Raw genomic sequence first — 26,945 nt, 5'->3', positions numbered from 1 at the left:
CCCTAGGTTCTTTCTAATTCTATGAAAAGTTGCCCGGTTTAAAACCCTTTTCGAGGAGGGCGGGGAATTGGTCGGAGGGGAGGACGGGGATACCAAAAGACTCAGCCTTTCCGAGTTTAGAGCCCGCGCCTTCGCCCGCGACGACGAGGTCGGTTTTTTTGGAAACCGAGCTGGTCGCTTTCCCGCCGCGGTCCTCGACCGCCAGTTGCGCGGATTCGCGGGTGAAACCCGGGACGTTGCCGGTGATGACGATGGTGAGGCCGGCGAGCGTTTGGGGCAGGTCGGCAGTGGCGTTTGCGGGGGAAACGGTTGAGTTTGCGGGGGCGTCGAGTTTTCCGAATTCAGCAAGAGCCATCCCGCCTGGCGACCCTGGTTCACCAGTGGCAGTTGCTGAATCAGCAAGAGTCACTCCGTCACCAGCGTTCCCCTTTTCTGAACCCCGCCCCAGGCCAGCGGCCTCCCAGGCCTCCACAATCTCTTGGTGCCACGGGACTTCGAACCAACTCGCTATGGACTCGGCGATAACCGGACCGATGCCCTCCACTTCGGAGAGCTCAACCTCACTAACCCCGCGCAAGGCCTCCAAACTCGGGAAACGCCGAGCCACGGCGCGGGCGGCAACCGGCCCCAGATGGCGAATCGACAGCGCCACCAAAACCCGCCAGGTTTCCTTGGCGCGAGCTCCCTCGAGTTGGGCGAAAAAGGTCTCTACGACTTTCCCCGCTTCCGGCTCGCCGAGTTTCCGCCCGCTCGTCTCGGCCTCTGTCTTATTCAAGGTCCTCGGCTTGGACCAAAAGAACCGCACTTGCTGCCAATCGCGCCCCTCGGTCCCTGGAATCTCACGCCAAACCATGACATCGCGCAAATCCTCGGGAGTGAGGGCGAATAAGCCGGCCTCAGAGCGCAACACCGGCGTCTGGGCGGGCGGCAAATGCGCCTCGATGGCCTCGAGACTCGCTTCTTTGCCTTCCGGAACTCGAATTTCCTCGCCGTCCTCCAAAACACAACGTCCGCCCGCCGCCAGCGCCGCCGCGACATCCCCGCGCCCGGCCTCCGGCTGGGTCAAGGCCAGCGCGCCTTCTTCGCCAAGCCCCTCAATATCCAGCGCCCCGCGCGCTCCCACGTGGATGAGCCGCTCGGTGATTTGGGCCGGACAGCCCGACTGGTTCGGGCAACGCAAATCAATGTCGCCCTCTTTTTGTTGACCGAGTTTTGCCCCACAAGACGGGCAATACTCAGGCATCACCCAGGCCGGCAATCCCTCGGGGCGAAGCGCTAAGACGGGCCCAAGAATCTCGGGAATAATATCTCCGGCCTTGCGCAGGACCACTGTGTCACCGGGGCGAACATCTTTACGCGCGACTTCCTTAGCGTTGTGCAGAGTCGCGCGGGAAACATAAGAGCCATCAACCAACACGCGCTCCATCACCCCGAAAGGCGTCACGCGTCCAGTGCGGCCCACTTGGACTTCGATTCCGAGCAAGCGCGTGTGGACTTCTTCGGGCGGGAACTTGTAGGCGCAAGCCCATCTCGGGGCCCGGGCGGTCGATCCGAGGCGGTCGCGGGCTTTGAGGTCGTCTACTTTCAGGACGACTCCGTCGATTTGGTGGCTGAAATCGTGGCGGTGGGCTGTCAAGGCATCGAGAACGGAGTGGACCTCGGCTAGCGAGGTAAGACCGGCCAGCTCGATCCCCAGTTCCGCCGGGGTTTCACGCACCGAATGAAGTCCCCACTCGTGAAGCTGGGCGTAAAACTCTTCCTGGGTGTCGAGCGCCGGCGCGCGTTCCGGCCAGCCGCGCACCTCCCCGATTCCGTGAGCCAGGAATGCCAGCGGACGTTTCGCTGCTTCCGCAGGGTCTTTTTGTTTCAAGGAACCGGTCGCGGCATTGCGTGGATTGGCAAAGATCGGCAGTTTCTTGAGAGTGGTCTTTTCGTTTTTCGCTCTGGCTTCTTCCCAAGCCGCGTTGTTTTCTTCACGTTCGGCGTTCATTTTCGCGAAATCAGCAAGCGGAAGATAGATTTCGCCACGAATCTCGATAAGTTTCGGAATGACCTCGCCCCCAAGTCGCTTCGGCACGGTCGCGATGGTTCGCACATTTGCGGTCACGTCCTCGCCGACTCTACCATCCCCGCGGGTCGCGCCGACAGTGAGCGCGCCGTTTTCGTAGGTGAGGCTCATCGCGAGTCCGTCAACTTTTACTTCGGCTGAGACTGTGAAGGTCGCACCGTTGAGCCCTTTTTCGACGCGCGCCCACCACGCGTCGACTTCCTCGTAGGAGAAAACGTCATCAAGGGATTGCATCGGGAGTGCGTGGGTGTGCGGCGGGAAGCCGGCAGTTTCCGCGGCGCCCGTGGTTAATCCCGCAGCACCGCCCACAGTTTGGGTCGGGGAATCAGGCGTGACGAGATCTGGATAGGTCTTTTCCAGGAGTTGTAACTGGACAAACAGCGCATCGTATTCCGCGTCTGAAAGCCGAGTGGTTCCCGTCTCATCAGGCCGGTCGTAGTAATCTGTGCGCGCGGCGTTAATGGTTTCCACCAGCGCTTGGTGCTCAGCCAAAATTTCAGCCGGAATTCCCTTAATTTTCTTCACACCCCTATCCTAACTTGCCACCCCCACCCCAAAATTTCCCTTCGTCCGCTACGCCGGACGAGTCAGACCCTTCTGGCTACATTCACTTCGTTCATTACGCCAGAGAGGTCTGACCCGCCGGCTTCGCTACGCCCCAATTGCTCTCGTCGTTGAGTCTCGCTAAAACTACTGAAAGCCCCGCCCACTGTTGCCAACCACGGAACGCAACGATAGTACTTACGAGGGCGCGACAAGCGGAGGAGCGAAGATCCGGACTCAGCGCGGGACTGAGGGGTGAGCGATGTGCGACAATAAAATCGCACATCGCGAGGGGGAACTTCCCCTTCTGTCCCGCGCGAGCCGGTCGAGCGACGACGCATCGGACGCGCCCGGCCAACAGAACTGCGCCGTATGAATTCTCAAATGGACGGCGAAATTAACGAGCTTAAAAAAGAGGTTTTCCACAGGCTCAACAGGGGCAAATCCAAAGTTTTCCACAGGCTGTGAATTTATTCTGTGAAAATTTGACAAACCGTTCTACCCTGACCTCATGGAAAATTTCTTACAACCTCGGGCCGCACTGGAATCGAGCCGATTGTGGATTGTGCAATCAGGCCCCAACCGAGGCCAGGTTTTGCCCGTGATTCCAGGGATTTTTGGCCGATTGAACGGCTTTGATGACCCGACTATGTCTCGCGAAAATCTGAAACTCCTCCGGCGTGGGAAAACGCTTCGAGCAGTTCCGCTGCCAAATTCTGCCCCTGTGTATAGAGTGTGGAAAACCCCATTTTTGCGCCACAAATTGCGCGCTACCAGACTCTGGGGACGCACAAAACGACAACCGTCCCCCGTCAAAGACGAGCCCACCGCTCGGGGCATACGCCTCAAGCCCGGACGTAGCTTGTTGCTGGGACAAACGCGGCTCCGGATAGCGAATCGCCCCACAGATTTACGTCTCAATCCCCCTCCAGCCCCGCGCCCCGGGTCGAAACGGTGGAGGTGGTTCATGCTCCTGCCGCTGGTTTTCATGCTCGGTCTTGGCGCCTTCATCGGCTGGAGAATCCTCTTTATCATCGGCGTTCTCGCCTTGATTGGTCTTCTGTGGTTGATTCACCGCGCCCGCTCTGTCCCCACCGCCGAGAGAATCTGGCTCGCGGGGGCCACTCCCCCTCGGAAAACCGAGAAGAACCCCACAGCGCTGCGCGTCTATAGCGGAAACCGCTGGAAGCGCCGGATTTTAGAGCTTCCCGCGGGGGAGAATCTTTGCCTAACTGGCCCGGGAGCCGCCGGTTTCGCGCGCTGGGTTGTTGGCCAAGCGCTCCTTTACGGTCAGGGATATTTGAGCCCTAAGAATCCCGAGCCCTGGCAAGCGGTGAAAACCGAGAACGACAAATACAAGCTCGAGATTCGCGTCCTCGCGCCTCAAGACGCTCCTGCATGTTCGGATCACCAAGTCGCTCTCGTCATCGCCGAAAGACCTCCGAGCTGGGCGCAAAGAATCATGTACCTGAAAGCCAAACGCGGACGTTTGGGAGAGGCTTGGTTCGCGAGCCTCAAAATGGCCCTCGAAGCAAACCCTTCCGAGCTGGCCCTTGCTGAACCCGACCCCGGAGAGTCTCTCCCCCGCGTGGTTGGGTCGGACCTACTCGGGGAAGTCACCCCGGAGGCCATCACCAGCCGCTGGAACGCCCCCGCGGTCGGCCTCACCACAACCCTGGGTCTCACCGGAGAAGGAACGCCGTGGGTACTCGACCTCGTTTCCGAAGGGCCACACGCCCTGGTCGCGGGGACCACCGGAGCTGGGAAGTCCGAACTCTTGACGACTTGGCTCCTGGGGCTCGCTTTGCAATATTCGCCGACTGACCTGCGTTTTATCCTGATTGATTACAAAGGTGGGGCAGCGTTTGGGGAGCTCGAGCGCCTCCCGCACGTCCACGGGGTGCTGACAGATCTCCAGCCGCGCCTCACCGCGAGAGCCCTGCAATCCTTGCAAGCCTTCTTGAAAGCCCGCGAAACCGAACTCGCTAGAGTCTGTGCGCGAGATACAGACCACTATTTCCACCTCACCGGCAAGCGTCTTGCCCGCGTCATGATTGTCGTTGACGAGTTTCGGGCGCTCGCCATGGATCATCCGGAAGTCATGGAAAACCTGATTCGCCTAGCCACCCACGGTCGGTCTCTCGGGCTCCACCTCATTCTCGCCACCCAGAAGCCGGGCGGAATCGTGAACGGCCAGATCCTTGCCAACGCGAATCTTCGTATCGCGCTTCGCGTGAGAACCGGCGCCGATTCCAGCGATGTTTTGGGAGACTCTCGCGCGGCAAAGCTGCCCGCGATTCCGGGTCGTCTCTATTGGGAGGGGTTGAACGAGGGTCTGGCGCAAGCGGCATGGTGCGGGTCAGGCTCCTGGGCCACCGAAACGGTTGGGATCATCAAAGAGGCTTGGGGAGGATTCCAGGAGATTTTCCCGACTGCCACCACCTCGAAACTCCCCGAAATTTGGCTACCCGAATTGCCGGATTCCCGCACCGCTCCACCCGGCGCTTTTGCCCTTACCGACTGGCCACAACTCGGCTCTCAGCAGTGGCGCGAGCCTCAGGGCCTCTTCGGCATCTTCGGCAATCCAGGGACGGGACGAACCACTAGCTTGCTGACTTTGGCAGTTGGTGAAGCGATTCAAGCCCATCAGTTAGTCATCGTCTCCCCCACCCCGCAGCATTTTGCTAACCTCGTCGCCGCGGATCCCAGAGAGAGGGTGGTGTTTTCTCCCGAGGACCTGTGGCAACTAGATCGTCTCGCGGTGTTGGCAACCGAAGGGAACCTGGAGGGTGTAGCGGTTTTGCTGGATCGCGCTGACTTAGTTGCGGACGCTTTCGAACGTATCAGTCCCGGTCAGGGCAATAAACGTTTGGAAGGATTTCTTAGCGGTGCGGGAGCGGGCGGCTACCGTGTGGCTTTTAGCGCTCCGCTTTCAGTCGGCAGATCCTCGTGGGGTACGCTCGCCTCCGAGCGTTTCGTTTTGATGCCTCGCGACACGGTGGATCTTCATACCGGCGGGATCGAGGCAGTGGGGACGCGGGTGCGTTTGGCTGAGGTGTTGCCTTCGACTGTTGCCCCGGGGCGTGGGGTGTGGCAGTTTGACGGGACTTGTGTGGAGGCGCAGGTGGGTCTGCCGAGTTCAGCAAGGGCTGTCACGTCGTCCTCCCCATTAGAGCGCCGCGGGTTGTCACAGCTGCTGGCGGAACTGCCGCGGGATCTTGGCCCCGCCGATATCCCGCAATTCGAAAATGCCGTGACTCTCGGATGGGCTAGCGAGCGCAATGACTGGGCCACCTTCTCGCCCCAAAGATATTGGCAGGTTGAGGATGCTGCGATTTTACGGGGGTTGGTGTCTCAATTGAAGCGCGAATATCGCCGCCTTGGTTATGTCATCCAAGATGTCGAAAGTTACGAAGTTGAACAGAATAAGGGGAAAACTCTCCTGGTAGTATCCAATTCCGAACACAACCAGTCTAATCTGAGAAATTTCTGGGAGTCATTTGAGAAGATGCTGAACTTTGACGTGACAATTCTAGAACTGGTTTCACCTGGGACTTTTTCGAAGAATTTAACAAAGCTCCCCCCTCGCTTTGCCATTTCGAGAACGAACATTCTCGCTTTAAGCAAATCGGCGGAGGTGCGTCACCGCTTGGCCTCATCCTTCCAAACCGATCCGGAGACACTTCGAAAACTCCAGGTCACAACCAATTTTCCGGCTATTTTTAGTGACGAAAAAGGACTTTCCCCTCTCCTCTTTCCCAAGTCAAATGTGAGGCATCTCACATAGAATTCAACGATTTGGCCGTTTACATGTCTTGAAAATGTGGCTTTAGAGTGTCACTCTAGTTAAGTCGAAAATTTACAGACGCGAAAGTTTTACAAATCTCTAACAAAAACTTTCGCAATAACGCAAGGAGTATGTATGGACTGGCGCGATCAAGCAGCTTGCCTGACGGTTGACCCGGAACTGTTCTTTCCGGTTGGCAACACTGGACCTGCTCTAGCCCAAATTGAAGAGGCGAAGGCGGTCTGCGCAACGTGCGCGGTTACTGAGATCTGCCTCAAGTGGGCTTTAGATAATAATCAAGATTCCGGAGTTTGGGGTGGCACCTCTGAGGATGAGCGTCGCTCGTTGAAGCGTCGCAATGCGCGTCAACGCCGCGCCTCGAGCCTCTAAGCTTTTTCCTCCCTCAAACCGATGTTGGTGGGGTTGCAATCGCAGCCCCACCAACATTTTGCTTCTCAACATGGCTGTTTTTTACTCACCATGCCACACCTGGGTCGAGCCCTTTGGGTTACATTCACTTCGTTCATTTCGCCAAAGAGGTTCGACCCGGTGGCTACGCTCCAACCTATTGAAAAACTACAGTCGGGTCGCCGTGAGCCGCACGCGGGTCCCGGAATCGGGAGGATTGCGCCGCTCCCATTGGACCGTCCCCCCCAGCTCCGTGCTCACTAGAGTCTTCACAATCTGTGTCCCGAGACCGCTCCCGATTTGCTCCGGATCGGCTCCCACCCCGTCATCAGTCACCGTGACAACAAGCTCCTCTGGGTTGCGCTCTGCATTGACGATAACCGTCCCACCTCGCCCTGCGAGCCCGTGCTCGATCGCGTTGGTGACCAGCTCGGAGAGCACCACCCCGAGCGCTGAAGCCGCATCTGCTCCCAGTTTCCCAAAACTACCGGTGAACTTGGTTTCCACAAAGTGATCTTCACTGGCCGCGGTCGCCACGAGCGCCAGAAGTTTCCCAAAAGTCTCATCAAAAGCGACTGTTTCATCAACAGTTTGCGACAGGGCCTCGTGAACGGTGGCAATAATCGAAATCCTTCGCTCCGCCTCCGCCAAGGCCTCTTTCACGGTGCTGTTATCGTTGCGTCTGGCCTGCAATCGCAGCAGAGCGCTCACGGTTTGGAGGTTGTTTTTCACCCGATGATGAATTTCTCGAATCGTAGCGTCCTTGGAGAGCAGTTGTTTCTCTCGGTTGCGCTGCTCGGTCACGTCACGGGTCAACAAGAGCGCTCCGGTGCGCACACCTTCTTCGAGCAAAGGCAACGCCCGCACAGTCATGGAAACCCCGCTGACCTCAATCTCTGTTACCCAAGAGGCGCGCCCCATCAAGACCACAGCCAAAGTCTCATCCACCACACTTCCAGTAGCGACCAGGGGCGTCACCACCTCAGCCAAGACCTGTCCCACCAGGGAACCACTGAACCCCAGGCGTTTGAAAGCGGATAGAGCATTGGGAGAAGCGTGTTGCACCTTTCCTTCACTGTCGAGCAGGAGAGCGCCGTCCATCACGCGGGGATTGCCGTGGTTAGAAACTGTCGGGGTCGTCTCGTAGGGAAATTCTCCGCGCGCCATCATTCCCCGCAGTTGCCCCGCTACCGGCTTGAACCAACCCTCGCCCCCGATTTCTCCGACTTGGAAGGCGAGATTGGTTTCCACTGCCACCACGCCGATGATTTTCCCTTGGTAGGGAACCGGAATCAGCGACTCCGAAACCGTATTCATGCCGGTCCAGCGACGCACCGGATTCTCAATGATTTCCCCACTGATGAGGACTTCTTCCATCAACGCCTGGCGCGTGGAGGGAAGTGACAGTCCGATAACATCATCAAGGTGGACGGTGGGGCCCGTGGCGGGACGACAATGTGCCGCACAAGAAAAACCGTCGTAGCGGTTTTCGAGCCACAGCAGCAGGTCGGCCTGAGAAAGGTCGGAGAGAATCTGCCAGTCCGCCACCAAACGATACAGGTGCTCAACAGCCGTTTCGGGTAGAGGACTGAAAGGGGCTTCGCCTAACTCACGAGTGAATGTTGACACAACCTTAGACTATGCGTTTCTCTCGAGTTGGGGCAATTCCAACGGGCTCAGCCCTCGCGCCTCCCCTGAATTTTGGGTAAAAAGGCTTTACAATGTTTGATGGCTGTGAAACTCGTTATTATTGAGATTCCGGCTCTCACGCAAATCTGCCTAAACCGAGGAATCAGGAGCGAAACGTGTTGTTTTCCAAAACTTTGGAATGTCCCGGCGACTCCAAGTCGGTGACTGAAATGTTGAAAAGCACCGGGTATTACCGTAGCCGCTGGAAAGATTTAGATCCGCGCGCGTCGGTGGATGTCAACGTTTCGGGCAAACAGATACGTGTTACCTCATCGCTCGACATTCCTGAAGCCACCGTGTCTGCGATTTCCAACATGTTAAATTCCGGAATCCAGGTTCGAGTTGTAGAAATTTGGGATTTGGATGAAAACGGAAATGCCACCAAGGGTTCTATCAGTGCGGCGTTGACTGGGGTGCCAGCAAAGGCCAGCGCCACTTTGAAAGCGACTCCCGGACAGGGTGAGCCTCCCACCACGGTTTTCCGCCTCCACGGGGACGTCACCTGTACCGTTCCCCTGATTGGAACCGGCCTGGAGCGAGCCGTGGTGAAACGCCTCGACCAAGCCCTGGCCCACGAAACCACCGTCATCAAAGAGTTTCTAACCTCCTAAAACGATGGGGGCGTGCTTCATCGTCCCACTTTTGGGACACGAAAGCACGCCCCCATCGTTTCACCGAATCTAGACGAGAGGAAAACATGAACGCAGTCGACCACCAATACGAAGACCTGTTGCGCGAGATTCTTGACAAGGGAGTCCCGAAGGAAGACCGCACCGGAACCGGCACGCGATCCTTGTTTGCCCGCCAACTGCGCTATGACCTGTCCGCAGGCTTCCCGGCGATAACGACCAAGAGCCTTTACTGGCACGGGGTTGTCGGTGAACTGCTGTGGTTCTTGCAAGGCGGGACGAATGTTCGCTGGCTCCAAGACAATAAGGTCCATATCTGGGATGAGTGGGCCGACGAGAGCGGCGACTTGGGTCCGGTTTACGGTCATCAATGGCGGGCTTGGCCGACCAAGGACGGCGCGGTGGATCAGATTGCGAACCTGATTGAAAACATCAAGCAAGACCCGTCTTCGCGCCGCTTGGTGGTCTCGGCCTGGAATGTTTCGGATTTGCCTCAAATGGCTTTAGCCCCTTGCCACATGTTCTTCCAGTGTTGGGTGGGAGACGGCAAGTTGTCTTTACAGATCTACCAGCGGTCTTGCGATATGTTCCTGGGTGTGCCTTTCAATATTGCCTCCTACGCTCTGTTGACCCATATGCTCGCTCAACAGACCGGCCTGGAACCCGGTGAACTCGTCTGGACCGGAGGGGATTGCCACATCTATAGCAACCATGTGGATCAGGTGAATGAGCAGCTCACGCGCGACCCCTATCCTTTCCCGACACTGGCTCTTGACCAGGCGGATTCGATTGAAGGCTACACTTTCGACATGATTCGCCTCGAGGATTATGAGCATCACCCTAAGATTTCCGCACCCGTGGCGGTGTAGCGCAGCCGCCGGATCAGACACAGCCGATGGCTCAGACCTCTGTGACGTAGTGAACGAAGTGAATGTAGCCAGAAGGTTCTGACCCCGCTGGCGTAGTCACCAACGCAATAGCGAAAATTAGGAGGAGTCAAAATGCTAAATCACGCCGCCAATCTCGGGGTGGTTAAAACCGCCCCCGCGGCCCCCCGCGCCTCACGCGCCGGCCACGATATCGGTCAGCTTGGGTTGGTTTGGGCTCAAGATCGCAGCGGTCTCCTCGGCGCCAACGGCGGGATGCTGTGGCATGTGCCGGCGGATTTCAAGCATTTCAAGGAAACCACGATGGGCTGGCCGGTGATTTCTGGCCGTGCCTCTTTTGAGGCTCTCGGCGGCGCCTTGCCGGGACGGCGCAATATTGTGCTCACCCGCTCCCCCAACTTTGAGGCCCACGGCGCGGAAATCGCGCGGAGTCTGGATGAGGCTCTGGCAATGTGTCGCGGCACCGAGGAGGTCTGGGTCACCGGCGGTGGTCGCGTTTATCAGGATGTCTTGGACGCGGATCTTGCGGATTTATTGGTCGTAACCGAACTGGATTTTGCCGCCGCGGTTCCGCCCGATGCCGAGCTCACCAAAGCTCCAGTTATCGACCCGAACAAATGGAAACTCGACAAAACCCGCTCCGACGTGCATTGGCGCACGCCCTCCGGCGACGGAGCCTGGAAGGTGCTTTATTTCATTCCTCGGCAATAGTGCTAGGTCTGATTAGTCTACAGAGGTGACCAATAGACGTAGCTCTGCGTGGAAAGAAACACCTTGTGCTGCTTTTTCATTTCTCCAGGTATATCCGTTGATGTGCTGCGAGAGAGAAGGAAACAACGTGCTTTTCCGTTGCAATTCGAGCTAGGAACTTTAGACAATCCCACATAAGATTGCGGAACGGAATAAAACCTGCGTTGTTTAATGTCATAAATATAGGAAACGATAGGTTTTTCATTTTGCGTCGCTTCAAGATAAACCATTTCATCAGAAAGCCCATACAGGTAATAGTTATATCCAGTAATACCCGTAAGCCTATCTGCATGATTTGACTTCAAATTGATTATAACCAAATCGAATGAACCATCAGAAGAGGTTTGCGTATAAGCAAGCATATTTTTAAACAGATAGGGCTTAGACCCGTCTCCCTTTATATTTATGCTTCGAGAAGTTTCTCCATTTCGTATAAGTTTATACTTCGCCGATTCTTCTTCGCCGTTCTGTGATTCACTTTGAGAGTATAAAACAATATCACAACTCTCACTCACGTTAAACGAGGTAATATCTTCATACAAGAGCTTGGGAACCGCAGATCGTGCAGTATCTTGGGAGAAGAGAATTCCAATATTTGCATTTTCTTTCTTTTCTGACCCTGCCATATCATATGTCGCCCAGTAAGCCTTTCCTCCACACAAACCGAGATACCAAGGTTCGGAAGCATTCTTGATTGCAAAGTTACCGTAGGCGTTACTCTGAGAGATGACCCGACTGGTAGCGCCATCATAGTAGACCAAATACCAATTACTCTCGGTGGATGCATCTTGCGCTCCGGTCATGATAAACAACAGTTTGTCGCCGTCTCTTACCACGGGACCCAACTGAAACCCTTTTTTTGGAACGTTTTCTGGGTATGGAATCTTTTCAAGGATTTTGAATTCATCATTCAAAACTTGACACCACGACAGCTCCCCATTGGGTTCGTCAAATGTCATGGGAATAGTTGCTTGAGCGTCACGAACGCAAGGAAATTTTCCCCCCTCATCCATTAGGTCATATAAATCCATGATGCGTTGCGGATCGGGAACATAGTTACTGCGTTCAGCAAAAAAATCTAGCCCAGTGTCCATAAGATTCACAGGTTCAGCTTTAGAACTGTTTTCTGTAATTTTTGGCTTCGCGGCACCTGTCGCATCCTTCTCCCCCTCGGAGGAAAGAGACGCGCAACCGACCAAAATCAAGCAGAATGCCGCGATCAACGCAGCGTTCCGAATTCTCCACACGATGAAAACCCCTCCGACTAGTCCTAATACACTATCCCGTTTGCTGTCGCAAACTGCTGCATAAACGAATTGGAAGCCGTGAAGGATGTCCGAACCCCGATTGATCCGTGGTTATTCAAGTAAGCAGCACCTGGATCGTACCAGATACCAACCGTTCCGTTGCTTGAGTACCCATATCCAACGATCCAGTGACCCCGAGCTGCGTTAGCAGGCTCAGCGTGATTGTTATAGGTCAAGTGGCTACCCCGGAATTCAACCATATCAGCCGCAATCGGACGACCATAGTGACCCACAGTCGCTTGAAATGCCGCATTCATCCCCGCAACACTCGGCGAATTATGCTGTGCATAAAAACTGTACTTCAGAGCTCTGTTCAATCCACTCACGAATTGTCCTTGGTTCCAATCGGTCATACGATAATGATCGGTCTGCATATAGCTTGCCATGGTTGCCATTGAAATGTTTTTGCCCCACTGACGCGCAATCATAGTTCCACTTGCCGGGCCGCAATAAATCCCGTTCTGTCCCTGGCTAACATACGGTGTATTAGATAGCACACGGCTGTAGGGAAAATCCGGATTGGCCCGCAATGAAGTACCTCGTAGTTCAAGTCCTTCTTTAGACGCCTCGGAGCGAGCCTCTTCCAGATTTAACGCCCCACCATCAACCGCAAGCTGTAACTTGTCAAGAAAAGAAGCCGCCTCAGATGCAGTCATTTTGGAATTTTTGCTGTAGTCTTCCAGAGCACTTGCTTCTTTTGGAATGGCACCAGTAGCATCGGTGAAAGCTGAACCAATCTCGGGAGAATCACCGGTGTTATCTGCGAAGGCAACCGTCCCACCACCTGCTATCAAAACAGCGGTAACGAGGAAGACTTTAGATTTAACTAGGACACTCATGATTACTCCTTTGTTTGTTGTTTGAGTTCTCTCTGTGATGATACGTAAGGCTGCTTCAGTCGCAACAGTCCCAAAATTGGGAGGGCCACTGGAGTTCACGCCGCACTCGCCACAGATGAGCTTTACGGGATCCAGCGTCTCACGCTCTGTGGTGGCAGCCGAAGCGCCAGGAATCAGCGGTTCTTGAAGTACCTAAACAACCGGGATTCCCGCACCATCCCGAAACCGACGACCACCCCTACGATTAGTCCTGCTGTTCCTGACAACAACACCCGAAGGCCAGCAAAGAAACTCACCCAGCCGTCCGGAGCACCTCCAAAAAACCCAGCGAACCAACCAATTGGCGCCCAAATCACGACAGCGAATAAAACTACGAAGCTTGCTTCCGCTAAGACTATGAGTTGCAGCGAAAGACGATCCACCCCGCTGTGAAGATTCGAGGACAACACCAAACGTCGCGCAAAAATCCACGCAAACCCTACTGTGAAACCTGTCAGGGCTGCTCCTAATATCCCAACCCGAACCACCCCACTCCAGGCGTTCCCGGCGGTAAATGTTTTCCCCAAGCTCGAGTTGAGCTGCATCGGCGCTGGAATCTCCATCCCAGTTGAAGACCCCAGCCCCGGCTTCAATCCCTCTAAAACCAAGCTGGCATCAGTAGGTTCGCTTGGCCAGACTTCGATTAGACACTGCCCAAAATCACCTCGAGCTGGCACAGGAGCGACAACCGCATATCCCAAATCTCTGTTCCGACCATCATCTGGACAGCTAAATACACCAGCCAGAGCCACTTTTCTTCCATCCTTGAGGTCAAGAATCTCCCCCGGCGCGACCCCGAGGGTTTCAGCCAGCGTGTCTGTTATCCACATCCCTGCGGTGTTGTTTGAACGCGCGCCTGGAGCGCTAGCTGCGAGGACATTCCACAGTCCGGGAGTGGCCTCAAGAGTACTAACCGCTCGGGAAGGCATGGCTGCGAAAAACGTATCTGAGACAACCCGCATGGCACCGGCTGCTTGAATCGTCCCCACTCCTGACAGAGAGTCGCATCGGGAAGGGTCAACCTGTCCATCCGCGCGCAAGACATAGGTGGAAGCTCCTGCTTCGCGAAAATGAATCCCCTCGCGAGAAACCCACGACCCAAAAGAACTCACGGAAGTTGCTGCCAAACCTACTGTGACGAGAAACACCACTGCCACAAGCAAAACTGCCCCGGCTCCGGTTTTATAATCTCTCCAGGCCTCCCGCCAAATCTCTCGTCCGCGAATCATGGGGCATACTCTTTCAAGTTGATTTGCCGCCCACAAGCAGCGGCCGTGTCCCCGTCATGCGTAGCCACGACGACAATGATGTTTTTCGAAGCTAGTGCTCCTAGAACCTGGTTCACAGAGGCGGCAGTGTGGGTGTCGAGTTGGGCAGTCGGCTCATCAACCAGCAGTAGTCCCGGTTGCGTCGCAAAGGCGCGCGCTAACATGAGTCTTGTCGCCTGACCACCAGACAGGGTTGCATAGGGCTGCGATGCCTGGTTTTCAAGGTCGAAACGTTCCAACAGTTCCCCCGCCCGGAGATTAGCCTCCGCCCGAGTAAGTCCTCGCGCCAAGAACGGCAGCGCCACGTGGTCAAGAACCGTGCGTTTTGGGGAACCCAACGGGTTTTGGAAAACCCAAGAAATTTTGCCGCTTCCCTCCGTCACGACTTCCCCGGAAATAGGTTTTTCCCAACCTGCTAGGATCCCCAGCAACGTGGATTTTCCGCACCCCGACGGTCCTGTCAGCGCCACCATCTCCCCGGATTCCAAGTTGAAGCTCAAATTCTCGAAAAGGTTAGCAGTCCCCGGGAAACGGTGGGTTAGCTTGCGGGCTTCGATGCGCATGATGGCGCGTCCTTTCCCGGGTTAGGATTGACCGATTTCGGCAGTGACTTTCCACTTTTAGAAGCATCTTCCCCCGCTTTTATTCCTGACTCCGCATCTGTCGCACTCACAGTGGTCTGCCCCAGTTCCGAAGACAGAATCCTGACCGCGAATCCCTTACCACCCGACTCTAGGCAGGCGCTGTCCCCGACAATGTTGTAAAGAGCGGAGGGCGGAACCGTGATTGCTTCTATTGGCTCTTTGAGCTCACTTTCCACGGTTAACGACTGTCCTTCGGGATTACTCGACCAAGCCCGATAACTGGCAGTGGCGGAATAAGCCGCCAGAAATGCGCTATCAGTCAGATTGCCATCCTCAGGAATATCCTCACGAGCCTCTCCTGCCACCACGACTCGCGGGGCCCCGCGAGGAATCTCTACTTTCAAAGCGGAAAGGATATCCGTTATTGTCGCTACGGATCCGCCAGGTCCAAGAGTGGAGCCGAGTTTTGCGGGGCAAGCCCTGACCCCGGCTTCCAATCCGGGAAGCCAAATAACTTGTATCCTCGGCAAAGTGTCGAGCTGTTTTACTCCCAACACAAGCCAGAGTTTTTTTACTGCCGCAGTTGTCCCAGCATTCCAAGTTCCGGTGACGGTTCCGCCGTGTCCCAGCCGGTTTAGTTCGGTTTGCAAAGCCCTGACATCAGCGCCCTGGGCGCCGGGACCGAGGTCGCGCCACAGCGGCACCTCTGTGTGCAGAACCAGTAAGGGAGCCTCATCAAGGGAAAGAAAACTGGTTCCTGAAGCAATAATCGAGCCAACGGCACAGTCATATTTCGTGATGGTTCCGCCCACATTTGTTGTCAAATCCCCACCAGCGGAAAGCGTCGCAGTTGCTGGCAAGCGCTGAGGGGATCGAAAAGCGAAAATGGGAGTATCGAGTTCTTTAGAGTTGGTGCCCTCACCGCTTACGCCCGGGGTCTTGAGCGGGCTGATAAGGAATCCCAGACACAAACCGAGGGCGAGAGACATGAGCCCGACCACCAGAGTTAGTCGCCAAGGCTGCCGGGTTTTCATTTCGGTTTTGCTCAATCTGTCCCGCTTTCCTTGCTTATTGTAAATATCCACGTTTCCTCGCCGCGAATGGCTCTCGTCTCACCACTGCGGGTCGGCTAAACAACGATTCACTTCCTGGTCATTTCCGTTTAACTCCCTACCTCCAGGTAGTTTTATAATCGGGATTTCAGTGTTGTGAATTTCCTCATTCATTATCCTATTCTCTGCTTCCAAACATTCATGATAGTCCGGGGAGCTACTGTCACAGGAGCCTCCCGCCGAGAAAGTTGGAAGAGATGCGTATAGAGCTTTGAGATCCTTGCCAGTAAAATCCTTAGGCGCCAAACCATGTCGCACGAAGCAAGCCGCATGCACATCGTCTAAATCTTCGTTCCTGGGGTTGTCATGCATTCTCTGATAGAGACTAATGATTTTTGGTGCGTCTGCCCCGCATCTTTCTTCCGCTGCGCGGGTAATCTCTCCGGTGGTGGACAAGGTCTCTACTCCGAAATCATTGAGCACAAATTGAGCGGACACGCCGTTTTCATTTAAGCAAGTGATAAATATCTGTTTTGCCTCATCGATTTCGCCATCGCTGATGATACCGTCTTTAAGAACCTTTTCTACGAAAGGCGACTGGTTGCTTTTCAATATTTCAGCAATTTCAGTAGCATACGCCCCATTTACCTCGTTGCTTGCGTCCGCGCATCCGCCTAAAAGCAGGGCAGAAAAACATAGCACCACCATCATGGCTGCGTGTCTGTAAATTCTCATGGCTTACCTAACGTTCGGTTCTTCTCACGAGTATTGCAGAATTCCGCTTCCACCGTCCAGTGTACGCCCAGGTCTAGTAGCGGAGTTCATTGAGCCAGCAGATCCAACCCAAGCTCCATTTATGTAATACAAACGCGGATCAATATCGTTACGATAATAAGGTTTAACTGCTCTAAGTTGTTTTCCAGCCGAGCAATTATTCACCCTCCGCAAATGTCCAGCTATTGTTGGTAATCACCGTGAAGGAACAACCTACCGCCATGATGTCTTGGTTGACTCCTCCAGAATTCAGGTCGCCAACAGGGTTATTGTCTGCATTTGCCACGGTGATTCCGCCCAGGGACATTGTGGCTGCTACGGCAAGAGCGGATGCGAATTTGATAGCTTTCATGGGAGTGTTCCTTTCAAGGGAACGGTTTTTTAGTTCAACTTACAGCCACCTCAAACAGGTTCCAAGGTCCCAAAATTGGGAGTCCCAATTTTGGGAGGGTCACAAGACACTTGTACAGTGATAGCACACAAATATAAAGAGTAACCAGTGGAAGAAACTGAAATGCACGTACTCTCAGCAGTGATGGTGTCATTAACGCTATTAAGTACCTCGGTAATTGCTACGCCTTCCGATTCTCTCGACATCACCGTTGTCAATTCGCCAGTCTGCAAACTTTTCCCCTGGCTTTGCGAAGGCAGGTAGCATTTAAAACGTGTCTAAACCAGCCAGAACGACCAGTGGTATCAAAAAATTTCAATCGCCGTTTGAAAACTTTGGCGATTTACGTTTTAAAATTTTAACGATTGTGCCGGTAGTGGCAGTAACGACTGACACTATCTTCCTCCAGCAAAGCGCCCTAGATGCAATCTACGAAATCACATCATTAGTTGCGGTAGTATGCTACTTGTTCTTTCCCCGTTGGGGTTCTTGGGTCGTTGAACTCACCATCGCTTTCTTGCTGCTTGCCCCTTGGGGGACTCTGGGACTCGTGGGGTTCTTTATCCTGATTGTGGTTTTTGAGCAGTTCCTGCACCGCAGATTCAAGACAGGTTGGCTTTTTCTTGTTCTCAACTCCGTAGCATTTTCTGTCCCGGGAGGCAGATTCCTTCCTGGCGCTATGATGCTGCTGCTCCTACTCAACGTGGCGGCAGCGGCAGCTGGCTACACATTGCGGATGTATCAAGATCGAAATATGCAACTGGTGGAGAAAATCGTCTCCGAGCGGGAGCAAAGCGCGGAGCAGAGTCTCAAACTGCGCCAGAATCTTTCCGCTCAGCTTCATGACACTACTGCCGCTTCTCTTTCACGCATTATCTCCATTGCCCAAGTAGTAGAGGACGGTCTTGATGAAACCAGGCAAGCTAGGGAAATACACTCGTTGAAAACCATAATCGACGAGTCGCGTTTTGCCTTGGGGGAACTGCGTGACACCATGCAGATCCTTGAGGGAAGACACGCCAAGAAGCGCATCAAGGTTGACCTGCCCGGAACACTTCAGGCTTGTGAGGATATCGCAAGAGGAAGCGGCATCACTCTGAGGACCAGCATTTCTGACGATATTAGCGCCGAGATTAGTCAAACCATCGCGCGGGTGATTGAGTATTGCGCCCGGGAGGCAGTGACGAACTTGGTTAAATATGCTCCGGCCAACTCTGCTGCCTTCATGGATTTGAGTCTGGACGATGGCACGGTGTCTTTTGAAACCGCCAACTTGATTGCCGAGGGAGCCGGTGACCCAATAAACAGCGGCGGCATGGGACTGGCCATTATTGACCGCCGGGTGCTCGCCCACGGTGGAAAACTTCAAGCGGAAAGCCAAGGAGACATGTGGTTTCTCCGCATAGAGTTACCTCTTGTTTCAAAGAAGGAGGAAGACAATGACTCAAAATAATTCGGGAACGATTCGGGTTCTTTTTGTTGATGACGATGAGATTTATCGCGAAAACACAGTCAAAGCCCTGAATGCCAATCCAAGGCTTGAGGTGGTAGCAAAGGCTACAAGCGGGGAAGAGGCCCTAGAGATTGCCGACAACACAGATTTCGATGTCATGCTCCTGGACGTGACGATGCCAGGTCTTGATGGAATTGAAACTCTGCAGCGGCTGAATGCGGTTCATCCCAACTGTGTCGTGTTGATGTTAACCGCTTTTGAACGCCCCGAGAGTCTTCAACAAGCGCTCAGTTCGGGAGCTCGGGGCTTCTTGACGAAGGAATCAACGGTTGGGGAAATCCGGGAGGCTTGCGAGAAAGCCTTGCGCGGCGAGCAGGTTCTCGGCACTGAACCACTCAAGCGCATCACTGATTTCTATGTCAAAGGCACGCCGGAAGTCGATGAGGAATTCATGGCCAAGTACCACGAGCTGTCTCCGCGCCACCAGAAGGTGGTGGTTGGTCTAGCAAAAGGGCTTACCAACCGCGAAATAGCGCGGCTAATTGGGGTGACCGAGGCCAGCGCCACCACCTACATCAAGGAAGCTCTTTCCCAGATGGGAACCCGCCGAGTCCAACTGGCCTACAAGGCGGCCAAAAGCGGCTTACTCTAGCGTTTACTTAAAACGCAGCCAGCGTAGCGCCTTCAAAGCGAAAGTGAGAACGCCCGCGTATTGCTGCTTAGAAAGACCGAGAATCGGGGCAATCGGCACCGCGCGGTTTTGCACCGCGATAGTCTTGGCCTCCATATATTTCCGGATGCCCTCAATCCCGTGGCGTCTTCCGATGCCGGATTCCTTCCAGCCACCCATGGGCGCATCCATCGACCCCCAAGCGGCAGTAAAGCCCTCGTTGATGTTCACAGTTCCGGTCTCAATCTGGCGAGCCACCGCGAAAGCGTGTGAAGGATTCCCCCAAATCGAGGAGTTCAGGCCATAGTTCGTGTCATTGGCCAGAGCGATCGCTTGTTCATCGGTGTGGAACCGATAGAGGGACACAACCGGCCCGAAGGTTTCGTGGTTGAACACCTCCATGCCTTCCTTCACGCCCTCAAGAATCGTCGGCGCATAGGCGGTCGGAGCCACCTCCGGAAGTCGACGTGCCCCCACCAGCGGGAAGGCGCCCTTGTCGAGAGCGTCATTAACCTGGGTTTCCACGGTGTGGAGCTGGTCGTCGGAAACCATCACGCCCATATCCACGTCCCAATCGAGCGAGGCCTCAATCCGCATAGCCTCCACGGTCGCCACGAGTTTCTGTTTGAATTCTTCATAAATCGAGTCGTGGACATAGAGCCGCTCGATAGAAACACAGAGCTGTCCGCCATTGGAAAAGGCTCCGCGGATGAGCCCCTTCACCGCCGCATCCACATTCGCATCCGCCAAGACAATCATCGGGTTCTTCCCGCCGAGTTCGGCGCTGACCCCGATCAAGTTCTCCCCGGCCTGGGCGGCAATGGAACGACCGGTCTTGGTGGAGCCGGTGAACATCATGTAGTTCACACTGGCGATAAGCGGAGTCCCGATAACCGAGCCGCGACCCGGGACGATAGTAAACAAGTCGGGATCAAGACCGGCTCGAACCATCAGCGCTTTCGCCGCGATAACCGTCAAGGGCGTGTTGGAATCCGGTTTCGTCACGACTGCGTTTCCGGCCGCAATTGCCGCAATCGCATCCGAAATCCCCATCGCGAGGGGATAGTTCCACGGCGCAATCACTCCGACGAGCCCCTTCGGGGCGTACATGACGGTCGTCTGGGTCAAAACCGGGAAGGCACCACGGCGCCGTTCGTCTCGCAGAACATGGGACAAGGTGCGGGCGTAGTAGCGGCTGTTGAGAGCCACGTCCTGGATTTCATCAAAGGCGTGGTAGCGGGATTTGCCCGACTCCCACTGGATAATGTCCATCATCTCGGCGGCGTTTTTCCACAACAAATCGTGCAACCGCAACAGCCACTGGGAACGCACAGAAGCGGGAGTTTTCGCCCAGCGTTTTTGCGCCGCCTTGGCCCGCGCGACCGCGTCCTCCAGATCCTCCAAGGTAGCTTGCGGGACTCCGGTGGCCTCCAGACTCGTCAGCGGAGACTTCACGTGGCGCAAAGGCCGATCCGCGGGGAGATTCACCGTCTCATAGATATCCTTCACAAAATGATGGAAAGATTCCTCGCAACGCCGGTGAATGGCGCTAGCTGAGGCGGGAGCCTCGGTTGTCTGGGAGGTTTCAGTTTCCAGGGTCGATTCAACAGTTGACATTCGTAGCTCCTTTGCTCGTCATACTTAGCTTAGCGTCCCCACGCCGAGCTGGCGCTTGCCGCGGCGGAACAAAACGACATCACCGGGAAGAACATCTTCCGAGGTGATAGTGCGATTCTCCTCGGAGACCTTCTCGTTGTTGATATAGGCGCCACCGGAGGCAATCGTGCGCTTGGCGGCCCCGATGCCTTTTTCCAATCCCGAATCAACCAGCAGGTCGAGGATGGTGGTTCGATCCACCGTCACCGCGGCTCGAGGCAGGTCAGAAGTGGCCGCGACCAAAGTCTTGCCATCTACTGCGCGAAGATCCCCACGTCCGAACAGGGCCGCCGAGGCCTCTTTCACCCGCTCGGTTTCGGATTCCCCGTGGACGAGGGTGGTAACCGCCTCGGCGAGCGCACGTTGCGCCGCGCGCGCGCCGGGATTCTCCGCAGTTTGGCGTTCCAGTTCCTCGATTTCTTCGCGCGGCAGGAACGTGAACACCTTCAAGAAGTGAACCACATCCGCGTCTTCGACATTCAACCAGAATTGGTAGAACGCGTAGGGACTCAGCATCTCGGGATCAAGCCAGATGGCGCCACCCTCGGATTTTCCGAACTTGGTTCCATCCGACTTGGTGATGAGCGGTGTCGTCATGACGTGAACATCAGCGCCCTCGATTTTATGAATCAGATCCATGCCGCCGACGAGGTTCCCCCACTGGTCGTTCCCACCGGTTTCCAGGGTGGCCCCGTATTTGCGGTAAAGCTGGAGGAAATCGTTGGCCTGGAGGATTTGGTAGGAGAATTCAGTAAAGGAAATGCCTTCTTCGCTCTGGAGACGCCTTGCTACCGCATCCTTCGCGAGCATGGTTCCCATACGGAAGTTTTTCCCAAGGTCACGCAGCAAATCGATAGCAGACAGGGGTTCGGTCCAGTCGAGATTGTTGACCATTCGCGCGGGGTTGTCCCCCTCGAAATCCAAAAACTTCTCAATCTGAGCCTTGAGTCTTTCGACCCACTCGGCCACTGTCGCCTTATCGTGGAGCTGACGTTCCTGGGTCATCCGCGGGTCTCCGATGAGTCCGGTTGCCCCGCCCACCAGCGCTATGGGGTGGTGTCCAGCAAGTTGCAGGTGGCGCATCATGATGAGCTGAACCAGATGCCCGTGATGTAAAGACGCCGCAGTCGGGTCGAAGCCACAATAGAAGGTGACTTGGGTTTCGTTCAGAGCCTTTCTAAGCGTCTCCAAATCGGTATGCTGCTTGATGAGTCCACGCCACTCCAGTTCATCTATTAAGTCGCTCACTGCTACTCCTTATCTACAACTTATGAACACTACTTCGAGGGTATCGGGAAATCGGAGAAAAGCTTAATCCTCGTGCTCCCAGGAGTTGGGGTCGCTCGAGATATTGCGCCCACTCTCAATACCTTCCCGCGTCCAAATATCGGTGGGGAGAACGCCGGGCATAAACTCGTTATCTGTGGAACAGAACTGGATCTCGGCCTCGGGCTTGGTCTCTAGCTGGTGCTTGTAATCTTTGAGCGCTCCCAAAGCCCACTTGAACAGCAGGAAACATGCCACGAGGTTCATGATGGCCATTAGTGCGGCCGTCCAGTCTCCCAGATTCCACACCACTTTGAGGGAAAGCACCGAACCCAGGAAGACCGCAATGATACAGATGGCTTTGACGATGCCGGCCTTGTTTTCAATGCCGAGGAGATATTTGATGTTGCCTTCGGCGTAGCTGAAATTCCCCAGCAAGGTCGAATAAACGAACATGAAGATAACGATGAGAACCACCGGTTTGGTCCAGCCGCCGAGAGAGGCTAGCGAGTCTACAGTCAAAGCGGCGCCGTCGGAGGGCTGTTCGGCCGCATTCGGGTCGTAAACGCCTCCCAGCAAAACGATGAAAGCAGTGGCAGTACAAACCATGATGGTGTCGACAAACACGCCGAGAGACTGGATAAAGCCCTGCTTGACCGGGTGAGACACGGTCGCGGTGGCGGCTGCGTTCGGGGCGGAACCCATGCCGGCCTCGTTGGAATACAGACCGCGTTTTGTCCCGTTCATCAACGCAGCGTAGAACCCACCGAGAGCTCCCCCTGCCATCGAGTTAACCCCGAAGGCTCCTTGGAAAATCATGGTGAGAACCGCGCCGAGTTGACCGATGTTTTCCACAATCACGATCAAGGCCAGCACCATGTAAATCAGAGCCATCAACGGAGCCAAGTATTCAGCAATCCGCGCCACCGAGCGAATGCCCATAATGAAGAACGGCGCAGTTATCGCTACGAGAAGCAGCCCCGTCGCGTAGGTCGGCATTCCGAAGTTAGCCTTGGCAAGACCGGCCAAAGTGTTGGATTGGATAAGTTGGAAAGTGAAGGCGTAGGTGAAGATTAGGAGCACCGCGAAAATCGAGCCCCAGGTTCTCGAGCCCAAGCCACGTTCGATGTAAAACGCTGGACCGCCGCGGAAGGTGCCGTCAGGGTTGCGTACTTTGAACAACTGCGCCAGTGTCGCCTCTATAAAGGCGCTGGCCATCCCGATGAGAGCCACTACCCACATCCAGAAAATCGAACCCGCTCCGCCCACGGTGATAGCGATGGCGACACCAGCAATGTTGCCGGTGCCGATCCGGTCGGCGAGCCCCACTGCAAAGGCTTGGAAGGAAGAAATCCCACCTTCGGCGCCTTTACGAGACCCCAGGACGGTTTTCCACATTTTTCCGAACATAGTGAACTGAACCGCGCCAGTCCGGATTGTGGCGTAAATGCCGAATCCGAGCAACACCACGATGAGGGTATAGGCGATACTCACTCCGTAGGCATTGCCGATAGCATCGGCCACAATTTTGTTAATTTTTTCGTAAGCCGACGGTTCTTTCTCGGTCGCGGCATAAATCAGTGGTAACAATTTATTTCTCCTTAGTGTGGAATACGTTTCCACCCCAGAAGTTTACCGCAAGGTTCGCTAACTCCATTAATGCCTTGAAACACCGCGAGAGCGGTTCAGACGAAGCTCCGCAAAACTATCTCAGTACTTACGAACCGGATGATGCGACGCAATCGAAACCCGATTATTCGCCGAAATCATGATGATGCACCATTCGAGGGCCGCCACTTGTTGCTCATTGAAGAACGTGAGCGCGCGCTCTCCTGCTCCAGAGTTCCTCACGCCTTCGGGCAGCCGTACAAGCTGTTCGGTGAGATCCAGCGCGGCTTTCTCCTGGGCGCTGAACTCGTCTCCCGACTCTCGCCAAGACGGCAAAATATCAATCTGCCGCTGGGTCACACCCGCCTCGAGAGCTCGAGGGACGTGAATCGAGAGGCAAGTCCCGCAGCGGTTCATCTGGCTGGAGCGGACACAAACCAGCTCAATTAGGCTCATCTCCAGCCCGACTTCCGCATAGACTTCCTTGAGCTTGGCGCTCACCTCGTTCCAGACCTGGTTCACTTCCGGAAATGCTTTATCAAGATACGGGACACGAGCCATGTTTTTCTCCTTCGAAACTTTTACGTCTCCTTAGTTTCCCACAGTCGGGTGTCCCGCGCTAGCGGAAGTTAAGAGCTATTTCGTGGCCGCGTCTCCTGCCGCTTCTGGCTCGGCGCCGCTCTTCGCAGATTCGCGAGAAACCTGCTTCACCTTGCGGTAGCAGGCCACGAGGAGCCCCACGAAGATAATAAAGCCGAGGATCTTCCCGAACGGTTCGAAAACGTCAGGGACCACACCGAGAGCGTCAGCATTACCGGTGGCACCAATAATGGCAGCGTTCAGAATCCCGAACAGGGAGTCTCCTACGATCAATCCGGTCGCGAGCAAAACGCCGTAGCGTTTGGACTGCTCCGGATTGGTTTGTTTCGCGGCCCACATATTGTAGGCGCGTCCCACGAAAGCCCCGATGGTGATGATGAGGGTGGTGGAAATGTTCAAATACATGCCCATGCCGACTGCGAGTGGAGCCAGGTGGAAGCGCGTGGTGCGTCCGAGGATTTCGTCAATGATGACGACTACGACCCCGATGATTGCCCCGATCCCGAACAGGCTCCAGTTCATGGAGCCGCCGAAAATACCGTTGGAGATGGCGGAAAGCAGGGTGGCTTGCGGAGCCTGGAGGGCGTTTTCAAGCGTGCTACCGGCGTGGCCCCCGACGAGTTCACCGTTGACATCCAAGAAGCCGAAGCTTCCCATCAGGAGCTGGAGCACTGGCGGAATGACGATAGAGCCGAAGATGACACCGATAATCAGCGCGACCTGCTGTTTCCACGGGGTAGCGCCCACAAGCTGGCCGGTCTTCAAATCCTGGAGATTATCATTCGAAATCGTGGCGATACCGAAAACAATGGCCGCCGTAAACAGCGTGTAGGCTGTGAGTTCGGTCGGGTGGGTTTGATGCTCGCTTCCGGTCACCAAGAGGATCAAAAGCGCGGCAGCAACCACGACGATGATGCCGACTCCGGAAATCGGGGAGTTGGAGGCGCCGATAAGACCGGCCATGTACCCACAGATTGAGGCCACGATGAGCCCAATCAGCAGGGTGAAGATGATGCTCAAGAAGATAAGCGCCGGAAGATGCTGGGAGATCGGGGAGTTCCGAAGGAAGTTCCACAGCAAAAGCCCAATCGGAATCATCGAAGCCAGAGTGATGATAACGACATATTTGAAGGGAATATCTTGTTCCGTAATGGGAAGCTTCTCCCCCGCGTTGCGCTTTGAGGAAGAGGCCAGCGATTCCTTAATGCCCTTGATGATGGGGCCAATAATTTTCAAAAGCGTCCACACGGCGGCCACGGCCATGGCCCCGGCGCCGATCATCCGGACGTCTTGAGCAAAGACAGCGCTCACCACGTCGCCAAGTTCACCTTCACCAAGACGCCCCTGGGTCAAAACCGGCAGGAGAATCCCGTAAGACAGGAGGAAACCGACCATCATTGCCACGCCCACTGCGGGACCGACCAGGTGTCCGACCCCCATCAAAGCCAGCGAAAACGAGCCGGCGACCATGGTTCCGCCCGCGCCGACCTTGAACGGCATTGACAGTGACCCAGCTACGGCTTTCATCGCCGCCAGCAGCGAGTAGGCTGCAGAGGCGATACCACCCCAGATGATGACCATCAAGCCGCGGTGATTTTCTTCTGCCGAACCACTTTCGTCGCCAACTTTCAGCACTTCCGCGGCCGCCACACCTTCCGGATAGGGAAGGTCAGAACCGGTCACCAGCGCGCGGCGCAGCGGAATGGAATAGGTCACACCGAGGATTCCGCCCACGATACAAACTGCGGTGGTCTCCCAGTAGGGGAAACCGGACCAATAGCCGACCATGACGAGGCCGGGAATCACGAAGATAATCGCGGAAAGCGTGCCCGCCGCCGAGGCGATGGTTTGCACAATATTGTTTTCCACCACCGTGTGGTCTTTGAAATACCGCAGAATCGCCATCGAAATCACGGCTGCCGGAATGGAGGTCGCGAAAGTGAGCCCGACTTTCAGACCCAGGTAGGCATTGGCAGCCGTGAAGATGAGGGTAATCAACCCGCCAACAATGACGGCCCTGATAGTAAGTTCTCGGTACGGATGGGCAACGTTGCCACCGGTTTTTGTCGGCGGCTGAGTATTTTGAGTGGACAAGGGTTTCTCGCCTTCTTCTTTAGTTTCGTTATTGGAACCGCTCCTCTTCTGGGGGAGGATTTTACCTGGGGTCTAACTTATCACCAAGAAGGCATTACTCGTGAATAGGTACCAGAGGTGTTGCTTTACAAGTGCGTCTTACTGCGGTGTTTTCAAGTGCGTCACAATGGCTTCCAAGATGGGTCCGTCCGCGGGAAGCCAGCGTAGCTGTTGGGGATTACTAATCTCTATCCACTCGAGACCCAAGTGAGCTTCTCCCACTTGGGGTTTAGCCCCGGGGGCAAATTCAGCGAGGAATACGAGCATTTCATAGCCGCCGTGGGCGGGCCAGGTGCCAGCAAGCTGTCTACCAATGCGGATTTCTGCGTGGAGTTCTTCTAATATTTCGCGGCGCAGGGCTTCTTCCGGAGTTTCCCCAGCCTCGGTTTTCCCGCCGGGGAACTCGAAGAATCCGCGCCATTTTTCGGGGTACGACCGTTGTGCGCCCAAGATTTTCTTGGGTTCGGTCAGGTTATCCACAATCGCCGCTGCGACCACTATTGGGGTAAACACCAAACCAGCCTATCCCAGGACAATTCCCCAC

Annotated in this window: 22 protein-coding genes; 7 read left to right on the top strand and 15 right to left on the bottom strand. The window is 55.3% G+C overall.

Annotation, left to right across the window (positions count from 1 at the left end; translation table 11 throughout):
- Window positions 1-19 precede the first annotated feature (19 nt).
- Complete coding sequence (ligA, locus tag FYJ63_RS07830; protein WP_338106882.1) at window positions 20-2,593, bottom strand: NAD-dependent DNA ligase LigA; 2,574 nt, start codon at window positions 2,591-2,593, stop codon at window positions 20-22.
- 985 nt (window positions 2,594-3,578) lie between these two features.
- On the opposite strand from ligA, the gene FYJ63_RS07825 reads away from it, so the two are divergent.
- Window positions 3,579-6,398 carry an FtsK/SpoIIIE domain-containing protein gene (locus FYJ63_RS07825; RefSeq protein ID WP_229770067.1) on the top strand — a complete coding sequence of 940 codons (2,820 nt, stop codon included), beginning with the start codon at window positions 3,579-3,581 and terminating at the stop codon, window positions 6,396-6,398.
- A gap of 135 nt (window positions 6,399-6,533) precedes the next feature.
- Window positions 6,534-6,788 (top strand): WhiB family transcriptional regulator, encoded by a 255-nt coding sequence (locus FYJ63_RS07820; RefSeq protein WP_154545474.1) that lies wholly within the window; start codon window positions 6,534-6,536, stop codon window positions 6,786-6,788.
- A gap of 186 nt (window positions 6,789-6,974) precedes the next feature.
- Here the strand turns inward: FYJ63_RS07820 and FYJ63_RS07815 are convergent, their stop codons facing one another.
- Window positions 6,975-8,435, bottom strand: a complete 1,461-nt coding sequence (locus FYJ63_RS07815) for a sensor histidine kinase (protein WP_277028154.1) — start codon at window positions 8,433-8,435, stop codon at window positions 6,975-6,977.
- Window positions 8,436-8,611: 176 nt separating this feature from the next.
- Between FYJ63_RS07815 and FYJ63_RS07810 the strand changes: the two genes are divergently transcribed.
- From FYJ63_RS07810 to FYJ63_RS07800, 3 genes are all read left to right on the top strand, one after another.
- Window positions 8,612-9,106, top strand: a complete 495-nt coding sequence (locus FYJ63_RS07810) for a DUF2505 domain-containing protein (protein WP_287848199.1) — start codon at window positions 8,612-8,614, stop codon at window positions 9,104-9,106.
- Window positions 9,107-9,192: 86 nt separating this feature from the next.
- Complete coding sequence (locus FYJ63_RS07805; protein WP_154545472.1) at window positions 9,193-9,993, top strand: thymidylate synthase; 801 nt, start codon at window positions 9,193-9,195, stop codon at window positions 9,991-9,993.
- A gap of 132 nt (window positions 9,994-10,125) precedes the next feature.
- Entirely contained in the window at window positions 10,126-10,722 is a 597-nt protein-coding gene (locus tag FYJ63_RS07800; protein WP_154545470.1) for a dihydrofolate reductase, read from the top strand.
- A 17-nt stretch (window positions 10,723-10,739) separates the two neighbouring features.
- On the opposite strand, the gene FYJ63_RS07795 is transcribed toward FYJ63_RS07800, so the two are convergent.
- From FYJ63_RS07795 to FYJ63_RS07765, 7 genes are all read right to left on the bottom strand, one after another.
- Window positions 10,740-12,008 carry a hypothetical protein gene (locus FYJ63_RS07795; RefSeq protein ID WP_154545468.1) on the bottom strand — a complete coding sequence of 423 codons (1,269 nt, stop codon included), beginning with the start codon at window positions 12,006-12,008 and terminating at the stop codon, window positions 10,740-10,742.
- 23 nt (window positions 12,009-12,031) lie between these two features.
- On the bottom strand, window positions 12,032-12,907 hold the full coding sequence (locus FYJ63_RS07790) for a C39 family peptidase (RefSeq protein WP_154545466.1): 876 nt from the start codon (window positions 12,905-12,907) through the stop codon (window positions 12,032-12,034).
- A gap of 173 nt (window positions 12,908-13,080) precedes the next feature.
- Window positions 13,081-14,175 carry a hypothetical protein gene (locus FYJ63_RS07785; RefSeq protein WP_154545464.1) on the bottom strand — a complete coding sequence of 365 codons (1,095 nt, stop codon included), beginning with the start codon at window positions 14,173-14,175 and terminating at the stop codon, window positions 13,081-13,083.
- The gene (locus FYJ63_RS07780; RefSeq protein ID WP_154545462.1) at window positions 14,172-14,777 is read right to left on the bottom strand and encodes an ATP-binding cassette domain-containing protein; all 606 of its coding nucleotides are present in this window, start codon (window positions 14,775-14,777) and stop codon (window positions 14,172-14,174) included. Before FYJ63_RS07780 ends, FYJ63_RS07785 begins: the two co-directional genes overlap by 4 nt.
- Window positions 14,753-15,847, bottom strand: a complete 1,095-nt coding sequence (locus tag FYJ63_RS07775; protein WP_154545460.1) for a peptidoglycan-binding domain-containing protein — start codon at window positions 15,845-15,847, stop codon at window positions 14,753-14,755. Before FYJ63_RS07775 ends, FYJ63_RS07780 begins: the two co-directional genes overlap by 25 nt.
- A 63-nt stretch (window positions 15,848-15,910) precedes the next feature.
- Window positions 15,911-16,585, bottom strand: a complete 675-nt coding sequence (locus FYJ63_RS07770; protein ID WP_154545458.1) for a hypothetical protein — start codon at window positions 16,583-16,585, stop codon at window positions 15,911-15,913.
- A gap of 196 nt (window positions 16,586-16,781) precedes the next feature.
- Window positions 16,782-16,976 (bottom strand): hypothetical protein, encoded by a 195-nt coding sequence (locus FYJ63_RS07765; RefSeq protein WP_154545456.1) that lies wholly within the window; start codon window positions 16,974-16,976, stop codon window positions 16,782-16,784.
- A gap of 313 nt (window positions 16,977-17,289) precedes the next feature.
- Between FYJ63_RS07765 and FYJ63_RS07760 the strand changes: the two genes are divergently transcribed.
- A complete protein-coding gene (locus FYJ63_RS07760) occupies window positions 17,290-18,468 on the top strand; it encodes a sensor histidine kinase (RefSeq protein WP_154545454.1) in 1,179 nt (392 codons plus the stop codon).
- Window positions 18,455-19,120, top strand: coding sequence for a response regulator transcription factor (locus tag FYJ63_RS07755; protein ID WP_154545452.1), 666 nt, complete (start codon window positions 18,455-18,457; stop codon window positions 19,118-19,120). The genes FYJ63_RS07760 and FYJ63_RS07755 overlap by 14 nt, the downstream gene beginning before the upstream one ends.
- 3 nt (window positions 19,121-19,123) lie before the next feature.
- On the opposite strand, the gene FYJ63_RS07750 is transcribed toward FYJ63_RS07755, so the two are convergent.
- The 6 genes from FYJ63_RS07750 to FYJ63_RS07725 all read right to left on the bottom strand — a co-directional run bounded on the left by FYJ63_RS07750 (window position 19,124) and on the right by FYJ63_RS07725 (window position 26,914).
- Window positions 19,124-20,755 carry a succinic semialdehyde dehydrogenase gene (locus tag FYJ63_RS07750; protein ID WP_154545450.1) on the bottom strand — a complete coding sequence of 544 codons (1,632 nt, stop codon included), beginning with the start codon at window positions 20,753-20,755 and terminating at the stop codon, window positions 19,124-19,126.
- A 24-nt stretch (window positions 20,756-20,779) separates the two neighbouring features.
- Window positions 20,780-22,042, bottom strand: a complete 1,263-nt coding sequence (tyrS, locus tag FYJ63_RS07745) for a tyrosine--tRNA ligase (RefSeq protein ID WP_277028165.1) — start codon at window positions 22,040-22,042, stop codon at window positions 20,780-20,782.
- Between the two features lie 63 nt (window positions 22,043-22,105).
- Window positions 22,106-23,650 (bottom strand): alanine/glycine:cation symporter family protein, encoded by a 1,545-nt coding sequence (locus FYJ63_RS07740; protein ID WP_154545448.1) that lies wholly within the window; start codon window positions 23,648-23,650, stop codon window positions 22,106-22,108.
- A gap of 120 nt (window positions 23,651-23,770) precedes the next feature.
- Window positions 23,771-24,229 carry a carboxymuconolactone decarboxylase family protein gene (locus tag FYJ63_RS07735; protein ID WP_154545446.1) on the bottom strand — a complete coding sequence of 153 codons (459 nt, stop codon included), beginning with the start codon at window positions 24,227-24,229 and terminating at the stop codon, window positions 23,771-23,773.
- A 75-nt stretch (window positions 24,230-24,304) separates the two neighbouring features.
- Window positions 24,305-26,362 carry an OPT family oligopeptide transporter gene (locus FYJ63_RS07730; RefSeq protein ID WP_154545444.1) on the bottom strand — a complete coding sequence of 686 codons (2,058 nt, stop codon included), beginning with the start codon at window positions 26,360-26,362 and terminating at the stop codon, window positions 24,305-24,307.
- Between the two features lie 138 nt (window positions 26,363-26,500).
- Entirely contained in the window at window positions 26,501-26,914 is a 414-nt protein-coding gene (locus tag FYJ63_RS07725) for a (deoxy)nucleoside triphosphate pyrophosphohydrolase (RefSeq protein WP_287848213.1), read from the bottom strand.
- Window positions 26,915-26,945 lie beyond the last annotated feature (31 nt).

Source organism: Mobiluncus porci, from assembly GCF_009695935.1.
Lineage (GTDB): Bacteria > Actinomycetota > Actinomycetes > Actinomycetales > Actinomycetaceae > Mobiluncus > Mobiluncus porci.
This window is presented reverse-complemented; position numbering and strand designations above follow the sequence as displayed.

Coding starts and splice junctions, on each gene's coding strand:
- FYJ63_RS07805 (WP_154545472.1), top strand. CDS start 9,193: ATGAACGCAGTCGACCACCAATACGAAGACCTGTTGCGCGAGATTCTT.
- FYJ63_RS07785 (WP_154545464.1), bottom strand. CDS start 14,175: ATGATTCGCGGACGAGAGATTTGGCGGGAGGCCTGGAGAGATTATAAA.
- FYJ63_RS07790 (WP_154545466.1), bottom strand. CDS start 12,907: ATGAGTGTCCTAGTTAAATCTAAAGTCTTCCTCGTTACCGCTGTTTTG.
- FYJ63_RS07800 (WP_154545470.1), top strand. CDS start 10,126: ATGCTAAATCACGCCGCCAATCTCGGGGTGGTTAAAACCGCCCCCGCG.
- FYJ63_RS07780 (WP_154545462.1), bottom strand. CDS start 14,777: ATGCGCATCGAAGCCCGCAAGCTAACCCACCGTTTCCCGGGGACTGCT.
- FYJ63_RS07820 (WP_154545474.1), top strand. CDS start 6,534: ATGGACTGGCGCGATCAAGCAGCTTGCCTGACGGTTGACCCGGAACTG.
- FYJ63_RS07825 (WP_229770067.1), top strand. CDS start 3,579: ATGCTCCTGCCGCTGGTTTTCATGCTCGGTCTTGGCGCCTTCATCGGC.
- FYJ63_RS07755 (WP_154545452.1), top strand. CDS start 18,455: ATGACTCAAAATAATTCGGGAACGATTCGGGTTCTTTTTGTTGATGAC.
- FYJ63_RS07750 (WP_154545450.1), bottom strand. CDS start 20,755: ATGTCAACTGTTGAATCGACCCTGGAAACTGAAACCTCCCAGACAACC.
- FYJ63_RS07765 (WP_154545456.1), bottom strand. CDS start 16,976: ATGAAAGCTATCAAATTCGCATCCGCTCTTGCCGTAGCAGCCACAATG.
- FYJ63_RS07735 (WP_154545446.1), bottom strand. CDS start 24,229: ATGGCTCGTGTCCCGTATCTTGATAAAGCATTTCCGGAAGTGAACCAG.
- FYJ63_RS07770 (WP_154545458.1), bottom strand. CDS start 16,585: ATGAGAATTTACAGACACGCAGCCATGATGGTGGTGCTATGTTTTTCT.